Source organism: Flaviflexus equikiangi (genome assembly GCF_014069875.1).
Classification (GTDB): domain Bacteria; phylum Actinomycetota; class Actinomycetes; order Actinomycetales; family Actinomycetaceae; genus Flaviflexus; species Flaviflexus equikiangi.
In genome coordinates this window covers 1,632,257-1,648,696 of the sequence record NZ_CP059676.1, presented here as the reverse complement: position 1 = coordinate 1,648,696, position 16,440 = coordinate 1,632,257, and the positions used below count along the sequence as shown (strand labels likewise).

At 64.1% G+C, this 16,440-nt stretch carries 14 protein-coding genes and 2 tRNA genes; 12 read left to right on the top strand and 4 right to left on the bottom strand.

Features of this window, described 5'->3' with window-relative positions:
• Window positions 1-83 precede the first annotated feature (83 nt).
• Window positions 84-154: transfer RNA gene (locus H2O75_RS07715), tRNA-Gly, on the bottom strand.
• 86 nt (window positions 155-240) lie between these two features.
• Here H2O75_RS07715 and H2O75_RS07710 point away from each other — a divergent pair.
• From H2O75_RS07710 to H2O75_RS07685, 6 genes are all read left to right on the top strand, one after another.
• Window positions 241-316 (top strand) — tRNA-Pro (locus H2O75_RS07710).
• 231 nt (window positions 317-547) lie between these two features.
• Window positions 548-2,200, top strand: coding sequence for a trigger factor (tig, locus tag H2O75_RS07705; RefSeq protein ID WP_182170455.1), 1,653 nt, complete (start codon window positions 548-550; stop codon window positions 2,198-2,200).
• 166 nt (window positions 2,201-2,366) lie between these two features.
• Window positions 2,367-2,960: an ATP-dependent Clp protease proteolytic subunit gene (locus H2O75_RS07700; protein WP_182175087.1), complete on the top strand. Its 594-nt coding sequence runs from the start codon at window positions 2,367-2,369 to the stop codon at window positions 2,958-2,960.
• Between the two features lie 29 nt (window positions 2,961-2,989).
• Window positions 2,990-3,622, top strand: coding sequence for an ATP-dependent Clp protease proteolytic subunit (locus H2O75_RS07695; RefSeq protein WP_182175084.1), 633 nt, complete (start codon window positions 2,990-2,992; stop codon window positions 3,620-3,622).
• Between the two features lie 105 nt (window positions 3,623-3,727).
• Complete coding sequence (gene clpX / locus H2O75_RS07690; RefSeq protein WP_182170453.1) at window positions 3,728-4,984, top strand: ATP-dependent Clp protease ATP-binding subunit ClpX; 1,257 nt, start codon at window positions 3,728-3,730, stop codon at window positions 4,982-4,984.
• 8 nt (window positions 4,985-4,992) lie between these two features.
• Complete coding sequence (locus H2O75_RS07685; protein WP_182170451.1) at window positions 4,993-5,292, top strand: chorismate mutase; 300 nt, start codon at window positions 4,993-4,995, stop codon at window positions 5,290-5,292.
• A 420-nt stretch (window positions 5,293-5,712) separates the two neighbouring features.
• On the opposite strand, the gene H2O75_RS07680 is transcribed toward H2O75_RS07685, so the two are convergent.
• Window positions 5,713-7,551: an AMP-dependent synthetase/ligase gene (locus H2O75_RS07680; protein WP_182170449.1), complete on the bottom strand. Its 1,839-nt coding sequence runs from the start codon at window positions 7,549-7,551 to the stop codon at window positions 5,713-5,715.
• A gap of 32 nt (window positions 7,552-7,583) precedes the next feature.
• A complete protein-coding gene (gene valS, locus H2O75_RS07675) occupies window positions 7,584-10,220 on the bottom strand; it encodes a valine--tRNA ligase (protein ID WP_182170447.1) in 2,637 nt (878 codons plus the stop codon).
• A gap of 61 nt (window positions 10,221-10,281) precedes the next feature.
• On the opposite strand from valS, the gene H2O75_RS07670 reads away from it, so the two are divergent.
• The 6 genes from H2O75_RS07670 to H2O75_RS07645 are packed head-to-tail and all read left to right on the top strand — an operon-like array spanning window position 10,282 to window position 15,621.
• Window positions 10,282-10,821 carry a hypothetical protein gene (locus tag H2O75_RS07670; protein ID WP_182170445.1) on the top strand — a complete coding sequence of 180 codons (540 nt, stop codon included), beginning with the start codon at window positions 10,282-10,284 and terminating at the stop codon, window positions 10,819-10,821.
• 53 nt (window positions 10,822-10,874) lie between these two features.
• The gene (locus tag H2O75_RS07665; protein ID WP_182170442.1) at window positions 10,875-11,891 is read left to right on the top strand and encodes an iron-siderophore ABC transporter substrate-binding protein; all 1,017 of its coding nucleotides are present in this window, start codon (window positions 10,875-10,877) and stop codon (window positions 11,889-11,891) included.
• 15 nt (window positions 11,892-11,906) lie between these two features.
• The gene (locus H2O75_RS07660; RefSeq protein ID WP_259365227.1) at window positions 11,907-12,932 is read left to right on the top strand and encodes a FecCD family ABC transporter permease; all 1,026 of its coding nucleotides are present in this window, start codon (window positions 11,907-11,909) and stop codon (window positions 12,930-12,932) included.
• Complete coding sequence (locus H2O75_RS07655; protein WP_182170436.1) at window positions 12,929-13,960, top strand: FecCD family ABC transporter permease; 1,032 nt, start codon at window positions 12,929-12,931, stop codon at window positions 13,958-13,960. The genes H2O75_RS07660 and H2O75_RS07655 overlap by 4 nt, the downstream gene beginning before the upstream one ends.
• Window positions 13,957-14,751: an ABC transporter ATP-binding protein gene (locus tag H2O75_RS07650; protein ID WP_182170433.1), complete on the top strand. Its 795-nt coding sequence runs from the start codon at window positions 13,957-13,959 to the stop codon at window positions 14,749-14,751. The genes H2O75_RS07655 and H2O75_RS07650 overlap by 4 nt, the downstream gene beginning before the upstream one ends.
• On the top strand, window positions 14,752-15,621 hold the full coding sequence (locus H2O75_RS07645; RefSeq protein ID WP_182170430.1) for a siderophore-interacting protein: 870 nt from the start codon (window positions 14,752-14,754) through the stop codon (window positions 15,619-15,621).
• On the opposite strand, the gene proC is transcribed toward H2O75_RS07645, so the two are convergent.
• Window positions 15,618-16,439 carry a pyrroline-5-carboxylate reductase gene (proC, locus tag H2O75_RS07640; RefSeq protein WP_182170427.1) on the bottom strand — a complete coding sequence of 274 codons (822 nt, stop codon included), beginning with the start codon at window positions 16,437-16,439 and terminating at the stop codon, window positions 15,618-15,620. The two genes, H2O75_RS07645 and proC, sit on opposite strands and share 4 nt — an antisense overlap.
• Window position 16,440 lies beyond the last annotated feature (1 nt).

The window sequence follows — 16,440 nt, the reverse complement described above, 5'->3', positions numbered from 1 at the left end:
GAAAGGATGATGACAACACCGACCGTGCGACAGTGATCGCGTGGCAAAGAGAAAGGCCCCGGTGATACCGGGGCCTTGTGCGGAGCGGGTGACGGGAATCGAACCCGCACCATCTGCTTGGAAGGCAGAGGCTCTACCATTGAGCTACACCCGCAACGGTTCGAGGGTACCAACTTTTTGCTCCCGATTTCCAATCGGCTCCCAACACTGCCTAAGATGGGCAAGTCGCTCCGGCGGCAACGGGGTGTGGCGCAGTTGGTAGCGCGTCCGCTTTGGGAGCGGAAGGCCGTGGGTTCGAGTCCCGCCACCCCGACCATCACCGCGAGTCTCTCGCGAATCCTCGCGACCGATGCACCTGTATCCCGGTATGAAATCTGTGGTCAGGCTGCCGGTCGATATCCCATGGACGTGGCGTACGCAACCCGTCGGCTCTCGCAGTGGGAATTGGCGGCCTTCGTGTCGTAGAATAACCCGGTATGTCTGCACCCGTTGCAGGTAAAACGTGAGGTGGCAGCCTGCCACACCGTCTATGACTGGAGTAACTTTCGTGAAGAGCAACGTTGAACAGCTCGAACCGACCCGCGTGAAGATCACCGTCGAGGTCGAGTACGACGAGCTGAAGCCGGCCGTGGATACCGCGGCGAAGAAGCTGTCCGAGCAGATTAGCATTCCGGGCTTCCGCCGCGGCAAGGTCCCGACCCGCATCCTCGAAGGCCGCATCGGCCGTCCCGCCATCATCGAGCAGGCGGTCAACGACTCCCTCGATGGGTACTACCAGGACGCGATCACCGAGAACGAGCTGTCCCCGATCGGCCAGCCCGACGTCGAGATCACGGAATGGCCGGCCATGGAGGGCGCTCCCGGCGGGAAGCTCGTCGTGGAGATCTCGGTGGATACTCGTCCCGAGATCACTCTCCCCAACCTGTCTGACATCACGCTCACTGCCGAGAAGCCGGTCGTGACCGATGAGGACGTCGAGGCTCGGATGACGGAGATGAGGGAGCGCTTCGCGACTCTCAAGTCCGTTTCCCGTCCCGTTGAGCCCAAGGACTACGTGTCGATCGACATGGAGGCGAAGATCGGTGACGAGGTCGTCGACTCCGTCTCCGGTATCTCCTACCAGCTCGGCTCCGGGAACCTCCTCGAGGGCATCGACGAAGCACTCGAAGGCCTCCAGGCCGGCGAGACGACAACGTTCACCTCGACTCTCGCCGGTGGCGAGCACGAGGGCGAAGAGGCCGATGTGACTGTCACCGTGCAGTCCGTCAAGGAGTCTGAGCTCCCCGACGCTGACGACGATTTCGCCCAGCTCGCTTCCGAGTTCGACACGATCGACGAGTTCACGGCCGACCTGCGCACGGCTGCCGAGAAGGACAAGCTGACGGACGTCGTCTACGGCGCTCGCGACCTCCTCCTCGAGGAGCTCAACAAGCAGCTTGAGGTTCCCGTCCCGTCCCGCGTCATCGATGCTGAGATCAAGCGCCACCTCGAAGCAGAGGGCAAGGAGGAAGGTGACCCGCACGGTGATGAGATCCGTGAGGACACCGAGAAGACCTTCCGCGACCAGATGATCCTCGATGCGATCACCGAGAAGCTTGAGGTGACGATCGGCCAGGACGAGCTCCTCGAGTTCATGGTCCAGCAGGCTCAGATGTACAAGATCGAGCCCAACCAGTTCATCCAGGCCGCAGCCCAGACGAACCAGATCTCCGCTTTCGCAGGCGAACTCACCCGCAACAAGGCCCTCATCCTTGCCCTGCGCGAGGTCAAGGTCGTGGACGAGAACGGCGATCCGATCGACGTGAAGTCGATCATCGACGAGAACGAGGGAACGGCCGATGAGGCCGTCGAGGCACCCGTCGCCGAGTCCGCTGACGAAGCAGTGACCGTCGATGCCACCGACGAGGCCGAGGCTGAGAAGCCGGCTCCGAAGAAGGCACCCGCGAAGAAGCCTGCTGCGAAGAAGGCCCCCGCCAAGAAGGCCGACGAGGCCGAGGGCGAGGAGAAGCCCGCTCCGAAGAAGGCTCCCGCGAAGAAGCCTGCCGCGAAGAAGGCCCCCGCCAAGAAGGCCGACGAAGTCGAGGGCGAGGAGAAGCCCGCTCCGAAGAAGGCTCCCGCGAAGAAGCCTGCCGCGAAGAAGGCTCCCGCCAAGAAGGCTCCGGCGAAGAAGGTTGAATCAGCCGAGGACGAGACCAAGTAGTCCTTGCACTGTCAGGCGCCCGCGGAAAACCCGCGGGCGCCTTGGCATATGCGCCATCAGCGAAACAAACGCAGGGGAGGGACTGTCCTGCTGTGGGAGTGCGTTAACCTCGAATGAACGCAAGGACTCTTAATCAGGAGGCTGTCCATTGAGCACACTTCCCTCGATGCAGGGCCAGGCTGGCAATCTCGGCTTGAGCGACCACATCTTCAACCGCCTTCTCAAGGAACGCATCATCTGGCTCGGATCCGAGGTTCGCGACGATATTGCGAACTCGATCTGCGCCCAGATGCTTCTGCTCGCCGCAGAGGATCCTGAGGAAGATATCTACCTGTACATCAACTCGCCCGGCGGCTCCGTCACGGCCGGTATGGCAATCTACGACACCATGAAGTACATCCAGCCCGATGTCGCCACGGTCGCGATGGGCATGGCTGCGTCGATGGGCCAGTTCCTCCTCACCTCCGGCACCCCGGGCAAGCGCTACATCACCCCGCACACGCGTGTCCTCATGCACCAGCCCTCCGGCGGAGCAGGCGGCACGGCGGCAGATATTCGTATCAACGCTGATCTCATCATCAAGATGAAGCACGAGCTGTCCCAGATCACCGCTCAGCAGACGGGGAAGACAGTGGAGCAGATCATCGAGGATTCGGATCGCGACAAGTGGTTCACCGCGCACGAGGCGCGCGAGTACGGGTTCGTCGATCATGTCGTCGAGACCTCCGATCTCGTGGCCGGCGGCGGTGGTACCAAGTGAATGAGGAGTACAAGGTGAATTACCCGTCCATGATGGCGCCCCGCATGCCAGAATCTCGCTACGTGCTGCCCACGTTCGAGGAGCGCACCCCTTACGGCTACAAGCGTCAGGACCCGTACGCGAAGCTGTTCGAGGACAGGATTATCTTCCTCGGCGTCCAGGTCGATGACGCGTCTGCCGACGACGTCATGGCCCAGCTGCTCGTCCTCGAGTCGCAAGATCCGGATGCTCTCATCACGATGTACATCAACTCGCCCGGCGGCTCCTTCACGGCGCTCACCGCAATCTACGACACGATGCAGTACATCAAGCCTGAGGTGCAGACCGTCTGCCTGGGACAGGCAGCCTCAGCGGCCGCCGTGCTTCTCGCAGCAGGAGCGCCCGGCAAGCGCCTCGCACTGCCGAACGCACGCGTCCTCATCCACCAGCCCGCCATGCAGGGCGTGCAGGGACAGGCCTCGGATATCGAGATCGTCGCGAACGAGATCGACCGCATGAGGGACTGGCTTGAGCAGACTCTCGCCGATCACTCCGGCAAGACGAAGGAAGAGGTCTCGAAGGATATTGATCGGGACAAGATTCTGACCGCCCAGCAGGCGAAGGAATACGGTCTTGTCGACGAGGTCTTGACCTCGCGAAAGCCGAAGCGCATCGAAGCCTAGCATCGAACAACGGAACGGGAGCCTGAAGGCTCCCGTTTCCGCGTGGTGCATTCGCACACGAGTACGGTTGTCGCTAGAGTTAGTGAGAGTTCAGGGGAGGTAACTATGGCTCGGACTGCCGATGCAGCTGACATGCTCAAATGCTCGTTCTGCCAGAAGTCGCAGCGCCAGGTCAAGAAATTGATCACCGGCTCTGGGGCCTACATCTGCAACGAGTGCATCGAGCTCTGCAACGAGATCATTGCTGAAGAACTCGGACAGGAGGAGACAGAGTTCTCCCTCGAGGCGCTTCCCAAGCCGAAGGAGATCTTCGACTTCCTCAACGAATTCGTCGTCGGCCAGGACGGTGCGAAGCGCACCCTTGCTGTCGCCGTGTACAACCATTACAAGAGAGTGCGTTCCGGGCTGGAAGTGCCGAAGAAGGGCGATGACCCTGTCGAGATCGGGAAATCGAACATTCTCCTCATCGGCCCAACAGGCACGGGCAAAACCTATCTTGCCCAGTCTCTCGCCCGCATGCTCGACGTCCCGTTCGCGATTGCTGACGCGACGTCTCTGACGGAGGCCGGCTACGTCGGCGAGGACGTGGAGAACATTCTCCTCAAGCTCATCCAGGCAGCCGATGGCGACACGGATCGCGCCGCCCAAGGCATCATCTACATCGATGAGATCGACAAGATCTCGCGGAAGTCTGAGAACCCCTCGATCACGCGTGACGTCTCGGGTGAGGGCGTCCAGCAGGCCCTTCTCAAGATCATCGAGGGCACGGTTGCTTCGGTGCCCCCGCAGGGCGGACGCAAGCACCCTCATCAGGAGTTCGTCCAGATCGACACGACGAACGTCCTTTTCATCGTTGCCGGAGCCTTCGCCGGCATGGAGGAGATCGTCTCTGCACGCAGCGGACGCCGGTCGATCGGCTTCGGCTCCGAACTGTCGAGCCACGACGCCTCATCGGAGCTGATCCGTGACGTGGAACCCGACGATCTGCACAAGTTCGGTCTCATTCCCGAGCTCGTCGGCCGGCTTCCTGTCATCGCGACAGTCAACGCCCTCGACGTCGATGACCTCGTGAGGATCCTGACTGAGCCGAGGAACGCCCTCGCCAAGCAGTATCAGAAGATGTTCGAGCTCGACGGAGTGGAGCTCGAGTTCACGGATGATGCGCTGACGAGAATCGCGGAGAAGGCACTGGAACGCGGCACAGGTGCTCGCGGGCTCCGCTCGATCCTCGAAAGCCTGCTTCGCGAGCTCATGTTTGAGATCCCCTCGCGTACAGACATCGAACGCGTCATCATTGATGACAAGACGTTGGATGGCGGGGAGCCGACCTACGTCCACAAGCGTTCGAAGAAGTCAGCCTAGGGAGACCAGTGAGCGAACCAGACGGCCTGCCAGAGGGTCTTCGCAGTGCACGAGAGAGCATCGACAACATCGACGCCGCCTTGATCCATATCCTTGCCGAGAGATTTCGGTGCACCCAGCAGGTCGGGCGGCTCAAAGCCGAACTCGGCCTACCAGCATCCGATCCCGGCCGTGAAGAGCGCCAGATCCAGCGTTTGCGAGCTCTCGCAGAAGACTCGGGCCTCGACCCCGTCTTTGCGGAGAAGTTTCTCAAGTTCATCGTCACCGAAGTGATCCGCCACCACGAAGAGTTCGCGGAGAAGAAGTAGACGCTTCCATTCTCTTCCAGCTCCAGGATGGTCGCGAATCCGTCGCATGTTCCCCATGTGAACGACGATAGGTCTGCGGCCTCACGAGGTCGTCCTTATTCCCGCGGAAGCTCTCTCATTGTCCTTCCCTCGCTCATCACGGACCACGTGAAGCCCGGGTGGGAAGCGGACCAGGACGAGGACGCGAGAGTTCCGTGTGATGGGCTGTCAGTGCTCCCCACTGCAATCGAGAAATCTAGGACAGCGTCCACACCCACCCACTGTCGACGGACCGGTGATCTGCGGGAGGCCGGATAGAAGGCGTATCCTGACCGGTTCGCAAGCCTGCACCGCAGGAGTGATTCCCGAGGTCGCTGGAAAGGATCGGGCCGCGGCGACACTGCCACCACGGCCCGAATGCTTCTGCCCCGCGTGGCAGGATCAGCGCGTGTAGATCTTCTCGATCTCGTTCTCGAAGTCGGTGAGAACCTTGTGGCGCTTCACCTTGAGGGAGGGAGTCAGGTAGTCGTTGTCGACCGTGAAATCGGTCGTGAGGATGTTGAACTTCCTGATCGACTCCGCACGTGACACTGCTTCGTTGGCTCGGGTGACGGCCTTGTCGAGAGCGGCGATGACCTGGGGGTTCTCGGCGGCTTCGTCGATCGTCATGGGCGGGAGGCCCTTGTTGGAGAGCCAGCCGGGCAGCATGTCCGCGTCGAGGGTGACGAGGGCGCCGATGAAGGGACGGTTGTCGCCGACAACGACAACCTGGGAGACGATGGGGTGGCCGCGGAGCCTGTCCTCGAGGACAGCGGGCGCGACGTTCTTGCCGCCCGCTGTCACGATGATCTCCTTCTTGCGTCCCGTGATCGTCACGTAGCCTTCGTCGTCCATCGACCCCAGGTCCCCGGTCTTGAACCAGCCGTCCTCGGTGAACGACTCACGGGTTGCTTCCTCATTGTTGTGGTAGCCCGCGAAGACATGATCGCCCTTGACGAGGATCTCGCCGTCGGTATCGATGGCGACGAGCGCGCCGGGGTAGGCGGGGCCGATCGTCCCGACCTTGAGGTTCCCTGGACGGTTGACGGTCGTCGGAGCCGAAGTCTCTGTCAGCCCGTAGCCTTCATAGATGGTGATGCCAGCGCCGCGGAAGAAGTGTCCGAGGCGTTCGCCGAGCGGGCCGCCGCCAGAGATCGAGTTCGTGAGTTCTCCGCCCAGGAGCTCCTTCAGCGTCGAGTACACGAGCTTCTCACCCAGGTGATGCTGTGCCTTGAGGACGGGGCTCGGGCCCTCGGGCGTCTGGAGGGCCCGAGAGTAGGCGATGGCGACTTTCGCGAAGCGGCGGAAGATCGGGCCCTTCACCTTGGAGGCGTTCGCCTTCGCGTCTGCCGCGTTGTACACCTTCTCGAACACGCGGGGCACGGCGAGGACAAAGGTGGGTTTGAACGACTGCATGTCCGCCACGAGATTCTTCGTGTCGGGGGAGTGGCCGAGGACGGCGCCCGCCTCGAGCGCGAGAATGGAGACGAAACGTGCGAACACGTGAGCCATGGGGAGGAAGAGGAGGGTCTTCGCTGTGGGGTGGGCGATGATCTTGTTCAGCTCCGGGTCTGCCGGGCCGTTGATCACCACGTGCAGCAGGTTCCGGTGGGTGAGCTCAACACCCTTCGGGCGGCCTGTCGTTCCGGACGTGTAGATGATCGTCGCGATATCGCTGGCAGTCGTGGCCGCGATACGGGAGTCGATCTCCCGATCGGCCTGCGCAAGGTCGAGGCTCTCGCCCAGGCGCATCAGCTCTCCGACGCAGTCGTCGTCGATGACGAAGACCTTCTCGAGCGATTCGACGCTCTCCACGAGCGGGGTGACAGTGTCGCGCAGGGCCGTGTTCTCGACGATGACGAACCTGCAGGCCGAGTCGGAGAGGATCCATTCAGCCTGGCTTCGGGACGATGTCTCGTAGATGGGGATGCCGGACGCTCCCGCATACCACAGCGCAAAATCGATGAGGCTCCACTCGTAGCGCGTGGGAGACATGATGCCGACACGCTCCCCGGGCTGCAGCCCGAGGGCAACGAATCCGCGGGCCAGTGCGCGGACATTGTCCTCGAACTGCCGGTACGTGATCGGGTTCCAGCTCTCGCCGAGTGCCGACTTGAATTCGATAGCGACCTGGTTGGGGCGTTCCTCGACCCGATCGCGGAGAAGCTTCGCGAGATTATGCTCCTCCGCGATCGTGACGTTTGCCTCCGTGTAACTGACTGGGCGGTCGTGTTCTGTCATGGTTGCCTTCCCGCCCATCAGTGGGCTGGTGCCTAGTTCTTTGCCGGTGCGGGGTCCAGCTCGTATCGGTCGACGGCAATCGCATCACCGGTGACGATATCGAGCGGGCCTCGAACATGAGCGGCGTGGCGCAGGTCTGGGAGGACCGCGTTGATCTGCTCATGGTGGGTATCAGGAACCATCATAGCTACCGATGCGTATGTTGTGCGCTGGGACACTTTATTCTCGCTCTTCACGCGGCGCAGGACGGCGAGTGCTTCGCCTGCGATCGTGAGGAGCTGTTCGTCTGCATCCGCGGCCGCTGCAAGAAGCGGAGCAGCCTCGGGCCATGACGCGCGGTGGACGGAACCCTCCGCATACCATGACCACACTTCTTCGGCAGCGAACGGGATGAAGGGGGCGAGGAGGCGGACGAACGCATCGACGGAGAGTGCGAGAGCGGCTCGTGCCGACTCCGTCTGCGCCAGGGCGAACTGGTTGTCACGGTTGTAGGCGCGATCCTTGACCAGCTCGAGGTAGTCGTCGCAGAACGACCAGAAGGCCGATTCGGTCACCTCGAGAGCCTTCGTGTGATCGTAGGCTTCGAGCGCTTCCGTCGCGTCCGCGACGACGCGCGCGATCTTCGCGATCATCGCGCGATCCACATCGAGGACGATCTTGGCCGGGTTGAACTCGACCTCGTCCCCTCCCATCGTCAGCGCGAACTTCGAGGCGTTGAGGAGTTTGATGGCGAGACGGCGGCCGATCTTCATCTGGTTCTCTTCGAAGGCGGCGTCCGTGCCGAGGCGGGCCGAGGCGGCCCAGTAGCGCACCCCGTCCGAGGAGTGCTTCTCGAGCAGGCCCATGGGCGTGACGACGTTGCCCTTCGACTTCGACATCTTCTTGCGGTCGGGGTCGAGGATCCAGCCGGAGATCGCGGCGTTCTTCCAGGGCAGGCCGCCGAACTCGAGGTGGGCGCGGACCATGGAGGAGAACAGCCAGGTGCGGATGATGTCCTGGCCCTGGGGGCGCAGGTCCATCGGATACGTTGCCTCGAAGAGCTTCTCGTCCGTGAGCCATCCCGTCGCGATCTGGGGGCTCATGGATGAGGTCGCCCACGTGTCCATGATGTCGACTTCGCCGACGAACCCGCCGGGAGTGCCGCGCTGATCCTCGGTGAATCCATCGGGGACGTCACTCGACGGATCGATGGGAAGCTGATCCTCGCGGGGTGCGATGACGGAGCTGTAGTCGGGTTCGCCCGCCTCGTCGACGCGATACCAGACGGGAATGGGGACGCCGAAGAAGCGCTGGCGGGAGACGAGCCAGTCCGTGTTGAGGCCCTTCGTCCAGTTGTCGTAGCGCACGCGCATGAAGTCCGGGACGAAGTTCAGCTCCTGGCCGGCCGCGAGCAGGTTCTCCTGCAGATCCTTGCCGTTCGACTCGGTGTAGGGACGTCCGCCGTTGCGGATATACCACTGGCGGGACGTGACGATCTCGAGCGGCTTGTCGCCCTTCTCGAAGAAGTTGGTCATGCGCTGGGTGTTGACCGGTTCGCCGATCATCTCACCCGTCTCCGCGAGCTTCTCGACGACAGCCTTGCGGGCGGAGAAGATCGTCTTCCCCGCCATCTCCCCGTAGAGGGCGATGCCAGAGGCGGAGGTGATCCACTCGGGTGTCTCGGCGACGATGCGGCCGTCCCGGTTGAGGATCGAGCGCATGGGAAGGGAGAGCTCGCGCCACCACTGGACGTCGGTGAGATCGCCGAACGTGCAGCACATGGCGATGCCGGCGCCCTTGTCCTTCTCGGCTGCGGGATGAGCGAGGACGGGCAGCTCGACCCCGAACACGGGGGACGTCACGGTCGTGCCGAACAGGTGCTGGTAGCGCTCGTCGTCAGGGTGGGCGATAAGGGCGACGCAGGCGGGCAGGAGCTCGGGCCGGGTCGTCTCGATGACCACGTCCTCGTCAGCGCCGTGGAAGGCGATCTTGTGATAAGCGCCGGGGTATTCGCGTGCTTCCAGCTCTGCCTGGGCGACAGCCGTCTGGAACGTCACGTCCCACAGGCCCGGAGCCTGAGCCTGATAGGCCTCCCCGCGCTCGAGGTTCCGCAGGAAAGCCGCCTGGGCGACCTTCTGTGCCTTCGCGCCGATCGTCTGATAGTTCTGCTTCCAGTCGATGGAGAGCCCGAGTGCACGCCACAGGTGCTCGAACTGGGCCTCATCCTCAGCGGTCAGCTTCCAGCACAGTTCGATGAAGTTGCGCCGCGAGATCGGCTTCTGGTCCGCATACTTGATGGACTTCCCATCCCCACCGTCGTGCGGGGGGACGAAGTTCTCCTCGTAGGGGAGGGACGGATCGCATCGCACGCCGTAATAGTTCTGGACGCGGCGCTCGGTCGGCAGCCCGTTGTCGTCCCAGCCCATGGGGTAGAACACGTGCTTGCCTGTCATGCGCTTGTAGCGGGCGATGACATCCGTGTGCGTGTAGGAGAAGACGTGGCCCACATGGAGGGAGCCCGAGACGGTCGGCGGGGGAGTGTCGATCGAATACGTGTTCTCACGGTCCGTCAGCTCATACGAATAGGTGCCGTTCTCCTCCCACGTGGTTCCCCACTTGGTTTCGAGGCCGTCAAGGCTGACCTTATCGGGGGCGTTCACGCCGGTGACGATGGAAGCGTTCTCAGTCATGGAGCCAATTGTTTCATAAAGCGACGCCGCCTGACGCCAGGGGTTATGTCACGATGGTGACATGATTCCCCACTCCTCCCTCCTTGCTGTCGCCGTGCCCGGGATTCCCCAGGCCACGATGCGCGACACTGTCCCCGCCCTCATCGCACCCGCCCTCAACGCACTCGTGTGGCCCGACCGTGCGGTCGGCCTTCGGAACGGCGACATCGTCGTCATTGCCCGCAAGCTCGTCGCCATCTGTGAAGGCCGCCTCGTGCCGGCCGCGACCGAGGGCGTGCTCTCGGCCGGTCACCTCCCTCCCGGCATCGCCGTCCTCCCTCCCGTCGATCCGCTCGCCAGCGCCCGAGCGATCAGGCGGGGCCTCGATGCTCGGTTCGGCGGGCGCCCGGGCGTCATCATCACCGGTGATGTGGCGGCGGCCGGTGTCGATCCCCACGTCGGCACATCGCCGCTGCGGGAGAGCCTGGCGGGCATGGCCGACGTGCTCATGAACGCCTACCCGGATCATCCTGTCGTTGCGATCCGCGGGCTCGGGCATCTCCTCACGTACGAGGACCAGGATGGGATATTCGTCCTAGGACGCAGCGGCCAGTCTATGTAAAGTAAGGCGAGCCTAACCTAACGGCCATTGTTTTCGTTCCGACTGGAGTACCCATGACCGCACGTCGCCTTGCAGCAGTCGCTGCAGCGCTATCCTTGACCCTTGCCGCCTGCTCCGACACGGAGGCGCCGCAGACGGAATCCGTTGCGTCCGAGGGTTTCCCCGTGACGATCAGCCACGCCTTCGGCGAGACCGTCATCGAGGAGAAGCCCGAGCGCGTCGCCACGGTTGCCTGGAACAACCACGAAGTGCCCCTTGCTCTCGGGGTCGTGCCTGTTGGCATGGAGAAGGTGACGTGGGGAGATGATGATGCGAACGGCATGCTGCCATGGGTCGAGGATCGGCTCGCGGAGCTCGACGCCGAGACCCCCGTGCTCTTCGATGCCACGGACTCCATCCCGTTCGAATCCGTCGCCAACACCAGCCCCGACGTCATTCTCGCCGCCTATTCGGGCCTGACGCAGGAGGACTACGACCAGCTGAGCAAGATCGCTCCCGTCGTGGCCTACCCGGATGTCGCCTGGGGAACATCCCTCGAGGACATGATCGACATGAACGCGGCCGCGCTCGGCATGGCAGACGAAGGGCAGGAGCTGATCGCCTCGATCAACGCCGACATTGATGCTGCCCTGGCCGCACATCCCGGCCTCGAGGGAATAACCCCGGTGTTCGCCTTCCTCGACAACTCAGACACGTCGAAGATCGGCATCTATACGGCACTCGATCCGCGCGCGGGATTCCTCCTCGACCACGGCTTCGCCGAGGCAGACATCCTTGCCGACTATGCAGACTCTGAATCGTTCTACGTCGAGATCTCGGCAGAGAACCCGGAAGCATTCGCCGACGTCGACCTTCTCATCACCTACGGTTCGGACGATGATGCCGAGAACGCGGCCAGCCTCGAAGCATGGCAGAACGACCCGCTCCTCTCCCTCATCCCCGCCATCGCCGACGGCCACGTCGCCTTCCTCGGCAACGGTCCGATCGCGGCCGCGGCGAACCCGTCGCCCCTCTCGATCTCCTGGGGCATCGATGACTACTTCGCGATCCTCGAGGACGCGGTCAACTAGCCGATGAGCGCCCACGTGGCACTGCCCCGCACCGCTGAGACTCGGCGCGGGGCAGGACGCCGACTCCTTCCCCTCCTCGCCCTCCTCGGCCTCCTCGCCGCGGCGGGAATCTGCTCCATCATGTTCGGCGTGCGATCGATCTCGATCGCGGATGCTCTCGGCGGCGTCATGGGAAGCACCGACACACCCAACCAGGCTGCCGCCGCAGCCCGCCTCCCGCGCACCGTGCTCGGCTTCGCAGTCGGGGCGGCTCTCTCCGTCGCGGGTGTGACGATGCAGGGGGTGACACGGAACCCGCTGGCGGACCCAGGTATCTTCGGAGTCCTGTCAGGCGCCTCTCTCGCAGTCGTCATCGGCATCACGTTCTTCGCCGTCGTCAACCCTGTCACCGTCATGGTCCTTGCCATCGCGGGCTCCGCAGCGGCCGCTGTCTTCGTCTACGTCGTCGGCTCGCTCGGGCGGGGAGGAGCATCTCCTCTCAAGCTGGCGCTCGCGGGGGCGGCCACCTCCGCCGCCCTGTCCGCCCTGATCTCCGCCATTCTCCTGCCCCGCATCGACGTCATGGACAGTTTCCGGCATTGGCAGATCGGTGGGGTCGCAGGCGCACAGTGGGACCGGCTGGCACTCGCGGCACCCCTGCTCGTGGCCGGCTTCCTCATCTGCCACGCCACGGCACGCGGACTCAACGCCCTCGCGCTCGGCGATGACGTGGCCACCGGGGTCGGGGAGCACGTCCTGCGCACCAGGCTCATCAGCTCTGCCGGAGCCGTGATCCTCTGCGGGGCGGCAACCGCCCTGGCGGGGCCCATCGGCTTCGTCGGCCTGATCGTCCCCCACCTGTGCCGCCTCCTCGTCGGCACCGACCATCGCCTCCTCATCCCCTATTCCGCCGTCGCGGGAGCGACCCTGCTCGTGTTCGCCGACACTCTCGGGAGGGTCATGACGAGGCCGAGCGAGATCGCCGTCGGCATCATCATGCCGATTATCGGTGCCCCGATCTTCATCTGGATCGTGCGCCGCCACAAGGTGCGTGACCTGTGAGCGCACCGACCTGGGTGGAGGCTCTCGTCGCGGAACGACGCTCGCGACAGCGCCGCAGGACCATCACCCTTGCTCTCCTCGGGGCGGCAGTCTTCGCCGTCTACCTCGTCAGCCTCATGTGGGGAGAAGTCTTCTACGGCCCCGGTGAGATCGTGCGCGTGATGCGCGGCGAACTCGTCCCGGGCGCGAGCTACAGCGTCGGGGAGCTGCGCCTGCCGCGGGCGACGATGGGGCTCCTGGCAGGCTTCGCCTTCGGCGTTGCCGGGGTGACGTTCCAGACGATGCTCCGCAATCAGCTCGCATCACCGGACATCATCGGGATCTCTGCTGGAGCGTCAGCCGCGGGTGTTATCGGGATCGTCATCTTCGGGCTGAGCCAGACGGCTGTCTCCATCGTCTCCCTCATCGCCTCCCTGCTTGTCGCGTTCGCGATCTACGTGCTGTCCTCACGGGGCGGTTTCGCGGGCACCCGTCTCATCCTCATCGGGATCGGTGTCGCCGCCATGCTCCATTCCGTCGTCACGTATGCGCTGTCGCAGGCCAGCACGTGGGATCTGCCGACTGCCACGCGGTGGCTGACGGGTTCCCTCAACGGCGCGACCTGGGAACGTCTGCTTCCCCTCGCCGTCACGGTCGGGACTCTCCTCCCGACCATGGTGGTCTTGGGCAGGGGGCTCGAGCTGCTGCGTCTCGGGGACGACACGGCCGCCGCTCTTGGAGTGCGCGTCAATGCGACGAGGCTGAGCCTCATCGTGTGCGCCGTCATCCTCATCGCCGTGGCCACGGCCGCATGCGGGCCGATCGCGTTCGTCGCGTTCCTGGCCGGCCCGATCGCGACCCGCCTCGTGAGCGGCTCTCTCATCATCCCCTCAGCGCTCGTCGGAGCCCTCATCATCCTCTGTTCCGATCTTGCAGGCCAGTACCTCCTCGGCACCCGCTACCCGGTCGGTGTCATCACCGGCGCCCTGGGAGCACCCTTCCTCATCTACCTCCTCATCCGCTCGAACAGAGCAGGGAGCACACTATGAACCAGCTTGTCGCCTCGAACGTGTCACTCGGCTACGGGGAACGGAACGTGATCGCGGGCATGGATCTTGCCGTGCCGCCGGGCAAGATCACGTCGATCGTGGGCCCCAACGGCTGCGGAAAATCGACCCTGCTGAGGGCGCTCTCGCGGCTGCTCGCACCGAGCAGCGGTGCGGTCCTCCTCGATGGTCAGCCGCTCTCCTCGCTCCGCGGGAAGCAGATTGCACGTATCCTCGGACTCCTCCCGCAATCACCGATCGCACCCGAGGGCATCGTCGTCGCCGATCTCGTCGGCCGCGGACGACACCCCTATCAGGGGCTCATGGGACGGTGGTCCCCACGCGACTATGAGGTCGTTGCCAGGTCTCTCGAGACCACCCACACGTCAGAACTGTCTGAACGTCCGGTCGATGAACTGTCGGGAGGCCAGCGCCAGCGGGTGTGGATCGCGATGGCACTCGCCCAGGAGACAGACATTCTCCTCCTCGACGAGCCGACAACATTCCTCGACGTCGCCAACCAGCTCGACGTGCTCGATCTGCTGACCGACCTCAACAGGGAGGGGACGACGATCGTCATGGTGCTGCACGACATCAACCTGGCGGCCCGATACTCCGACTATCTCGTCGCGATGAAAGACGGCGCCATCCACGTCCAGGGCACCCCCCACGAGGTTGTCACCGTAGAGAACATGGCCGAGGTGTTCGGCATCAGGAGCGAGATCCATCCCGACCCTGTCTCGGGCAGCCCGCTCGTCGTGCCGATCGGCCGCCACCACGCGAAAGGCGACTAGATGGCAACCTACGGCCCGGTCCATGCCACCGTCCATGCGGTCACCGACGTCTCCCCAAGCTTCCGCAGGCTCGTCTTCACGGGGGCAGGACTCGACATCCTCGAGGGACCCTTCTTCGACCAGCGCATCAAACTCATCTTCCCCACATCCACCGATCTGCCCGATCTGGGCTCCGATCCGGACTGGTATCGGGCATGGCTGGCGCTGCCGCAGACGGAGCGTGGCAGCATGCGCACCTATTCGATCAGGGACGTCACCCGCCGATATGGTCAGACATTGCTGACGGTGGATTTCGCGATGCACGGGGGGATGCTAGGGCCGGCAGCGGCCTGGGCGTCCCGTGCCCGCCCCGGCGATGAACTCATCATCATCATTCCCCTCGAGGGGCGCGCCTCGGGCGGCATCGAGTTCGCTCCGGGAGAGGCCGACAGAATCGTCCTCCTCGGGGACGAGACAGCCGCCCCCGCTATCGCCCGCATCCTCGACGACCTCCCCGCCTCGGCAGGCCGGACCGCGACTGCCTACATCGAAGTGCCCACAGAGGAGGACAGTCTGACGGGCTCCCTCCCCATCCGCTGGCTGGCCCGAGGGGAACGCGCCAAGGGCGAATGCCTCGCGGAGGCACTCGGCTGGCACCTGTCCGATGGCGATGAGGCGCCCGCCGAGGAGCTCGTGTGGGAGACACCGCTCTACTCGGCCACGGGCGAAGAACCCGCGACGCCGCCGGCCACCGGCACGTACTACTGGATCGCGGGCGAAAGCGGAGTTGTCACGAGACTGCGCCGCTACCTCGTCCGAGAGATCGGGATCGACCGGAGCCAGGTCGCCTTCATGGGGTACTGGCGCGAGGGCGTTGCCATGAGGGGCTAGGCACGCCCCGATATCTCGTGGTCGCGATCGATCGAGGCCTGCACCCCGCGCACCACAGCCGCGGAGAAACCAGCGTCCTCCATCGCGATCAGACCCGCGATAGTCGTGCCCCCAGGGGAGGACACCGTGTCGCGCAGGTTCGCGGGAGACAGACCATCGGAGGCACGCTCCAGGGCCAGCTGCGCCGAACCCATGACCGCCTGAGCGGCAAACCGCACGGCCTGGGCCTTCGGAATCCCGTTCGCAACGCCAGCCCGAGCCAGCGCCTCGATGAAGTCGAACGTGTAGGCGGGAGAACAGCCCGCGAGCGCAGAGAACGCAGGGAAGTCCTTCTCGGCGATATGTGCCACGTCCCCGATGGCGTCGAACATGGCGAACACCGTGTCGAGATGTGCCTCCGTCGCGTGCTCGTTGCCGCAGATCCCTGTCATCCCGGCCCGGATATGGGAGTTCACGTTCGGCATGACGCGCACGACCGGCTGGCCTGTGGGGAGACCTGATTCGAGGGCCTCGATCGTGGTTCCCGCCGCGAGAGACACGACAAGCACGGCCGTGCCCTCGAGGGCGTCTCGGATCTCGTCGAGGACAGCCTCGATCTGGTAGGGCTTGACCGCGAGGACGAGAGTGCCGTCATGGCCGATCATGTCGACCAGGTCGCTGTTCGTCGTCGCGAAGTCCACTCCCGTCGCGTGCGCCAGCTTCTCCGCATTGCGCGGGTCACGCGAGGTGACGGCGATGCTGGAGGGCTCGACATCGCCCTCGATGAGGCCTGTGATGATGGCGCGAGCCATGTTTCCCGATCCCAAGAATCCAATCATG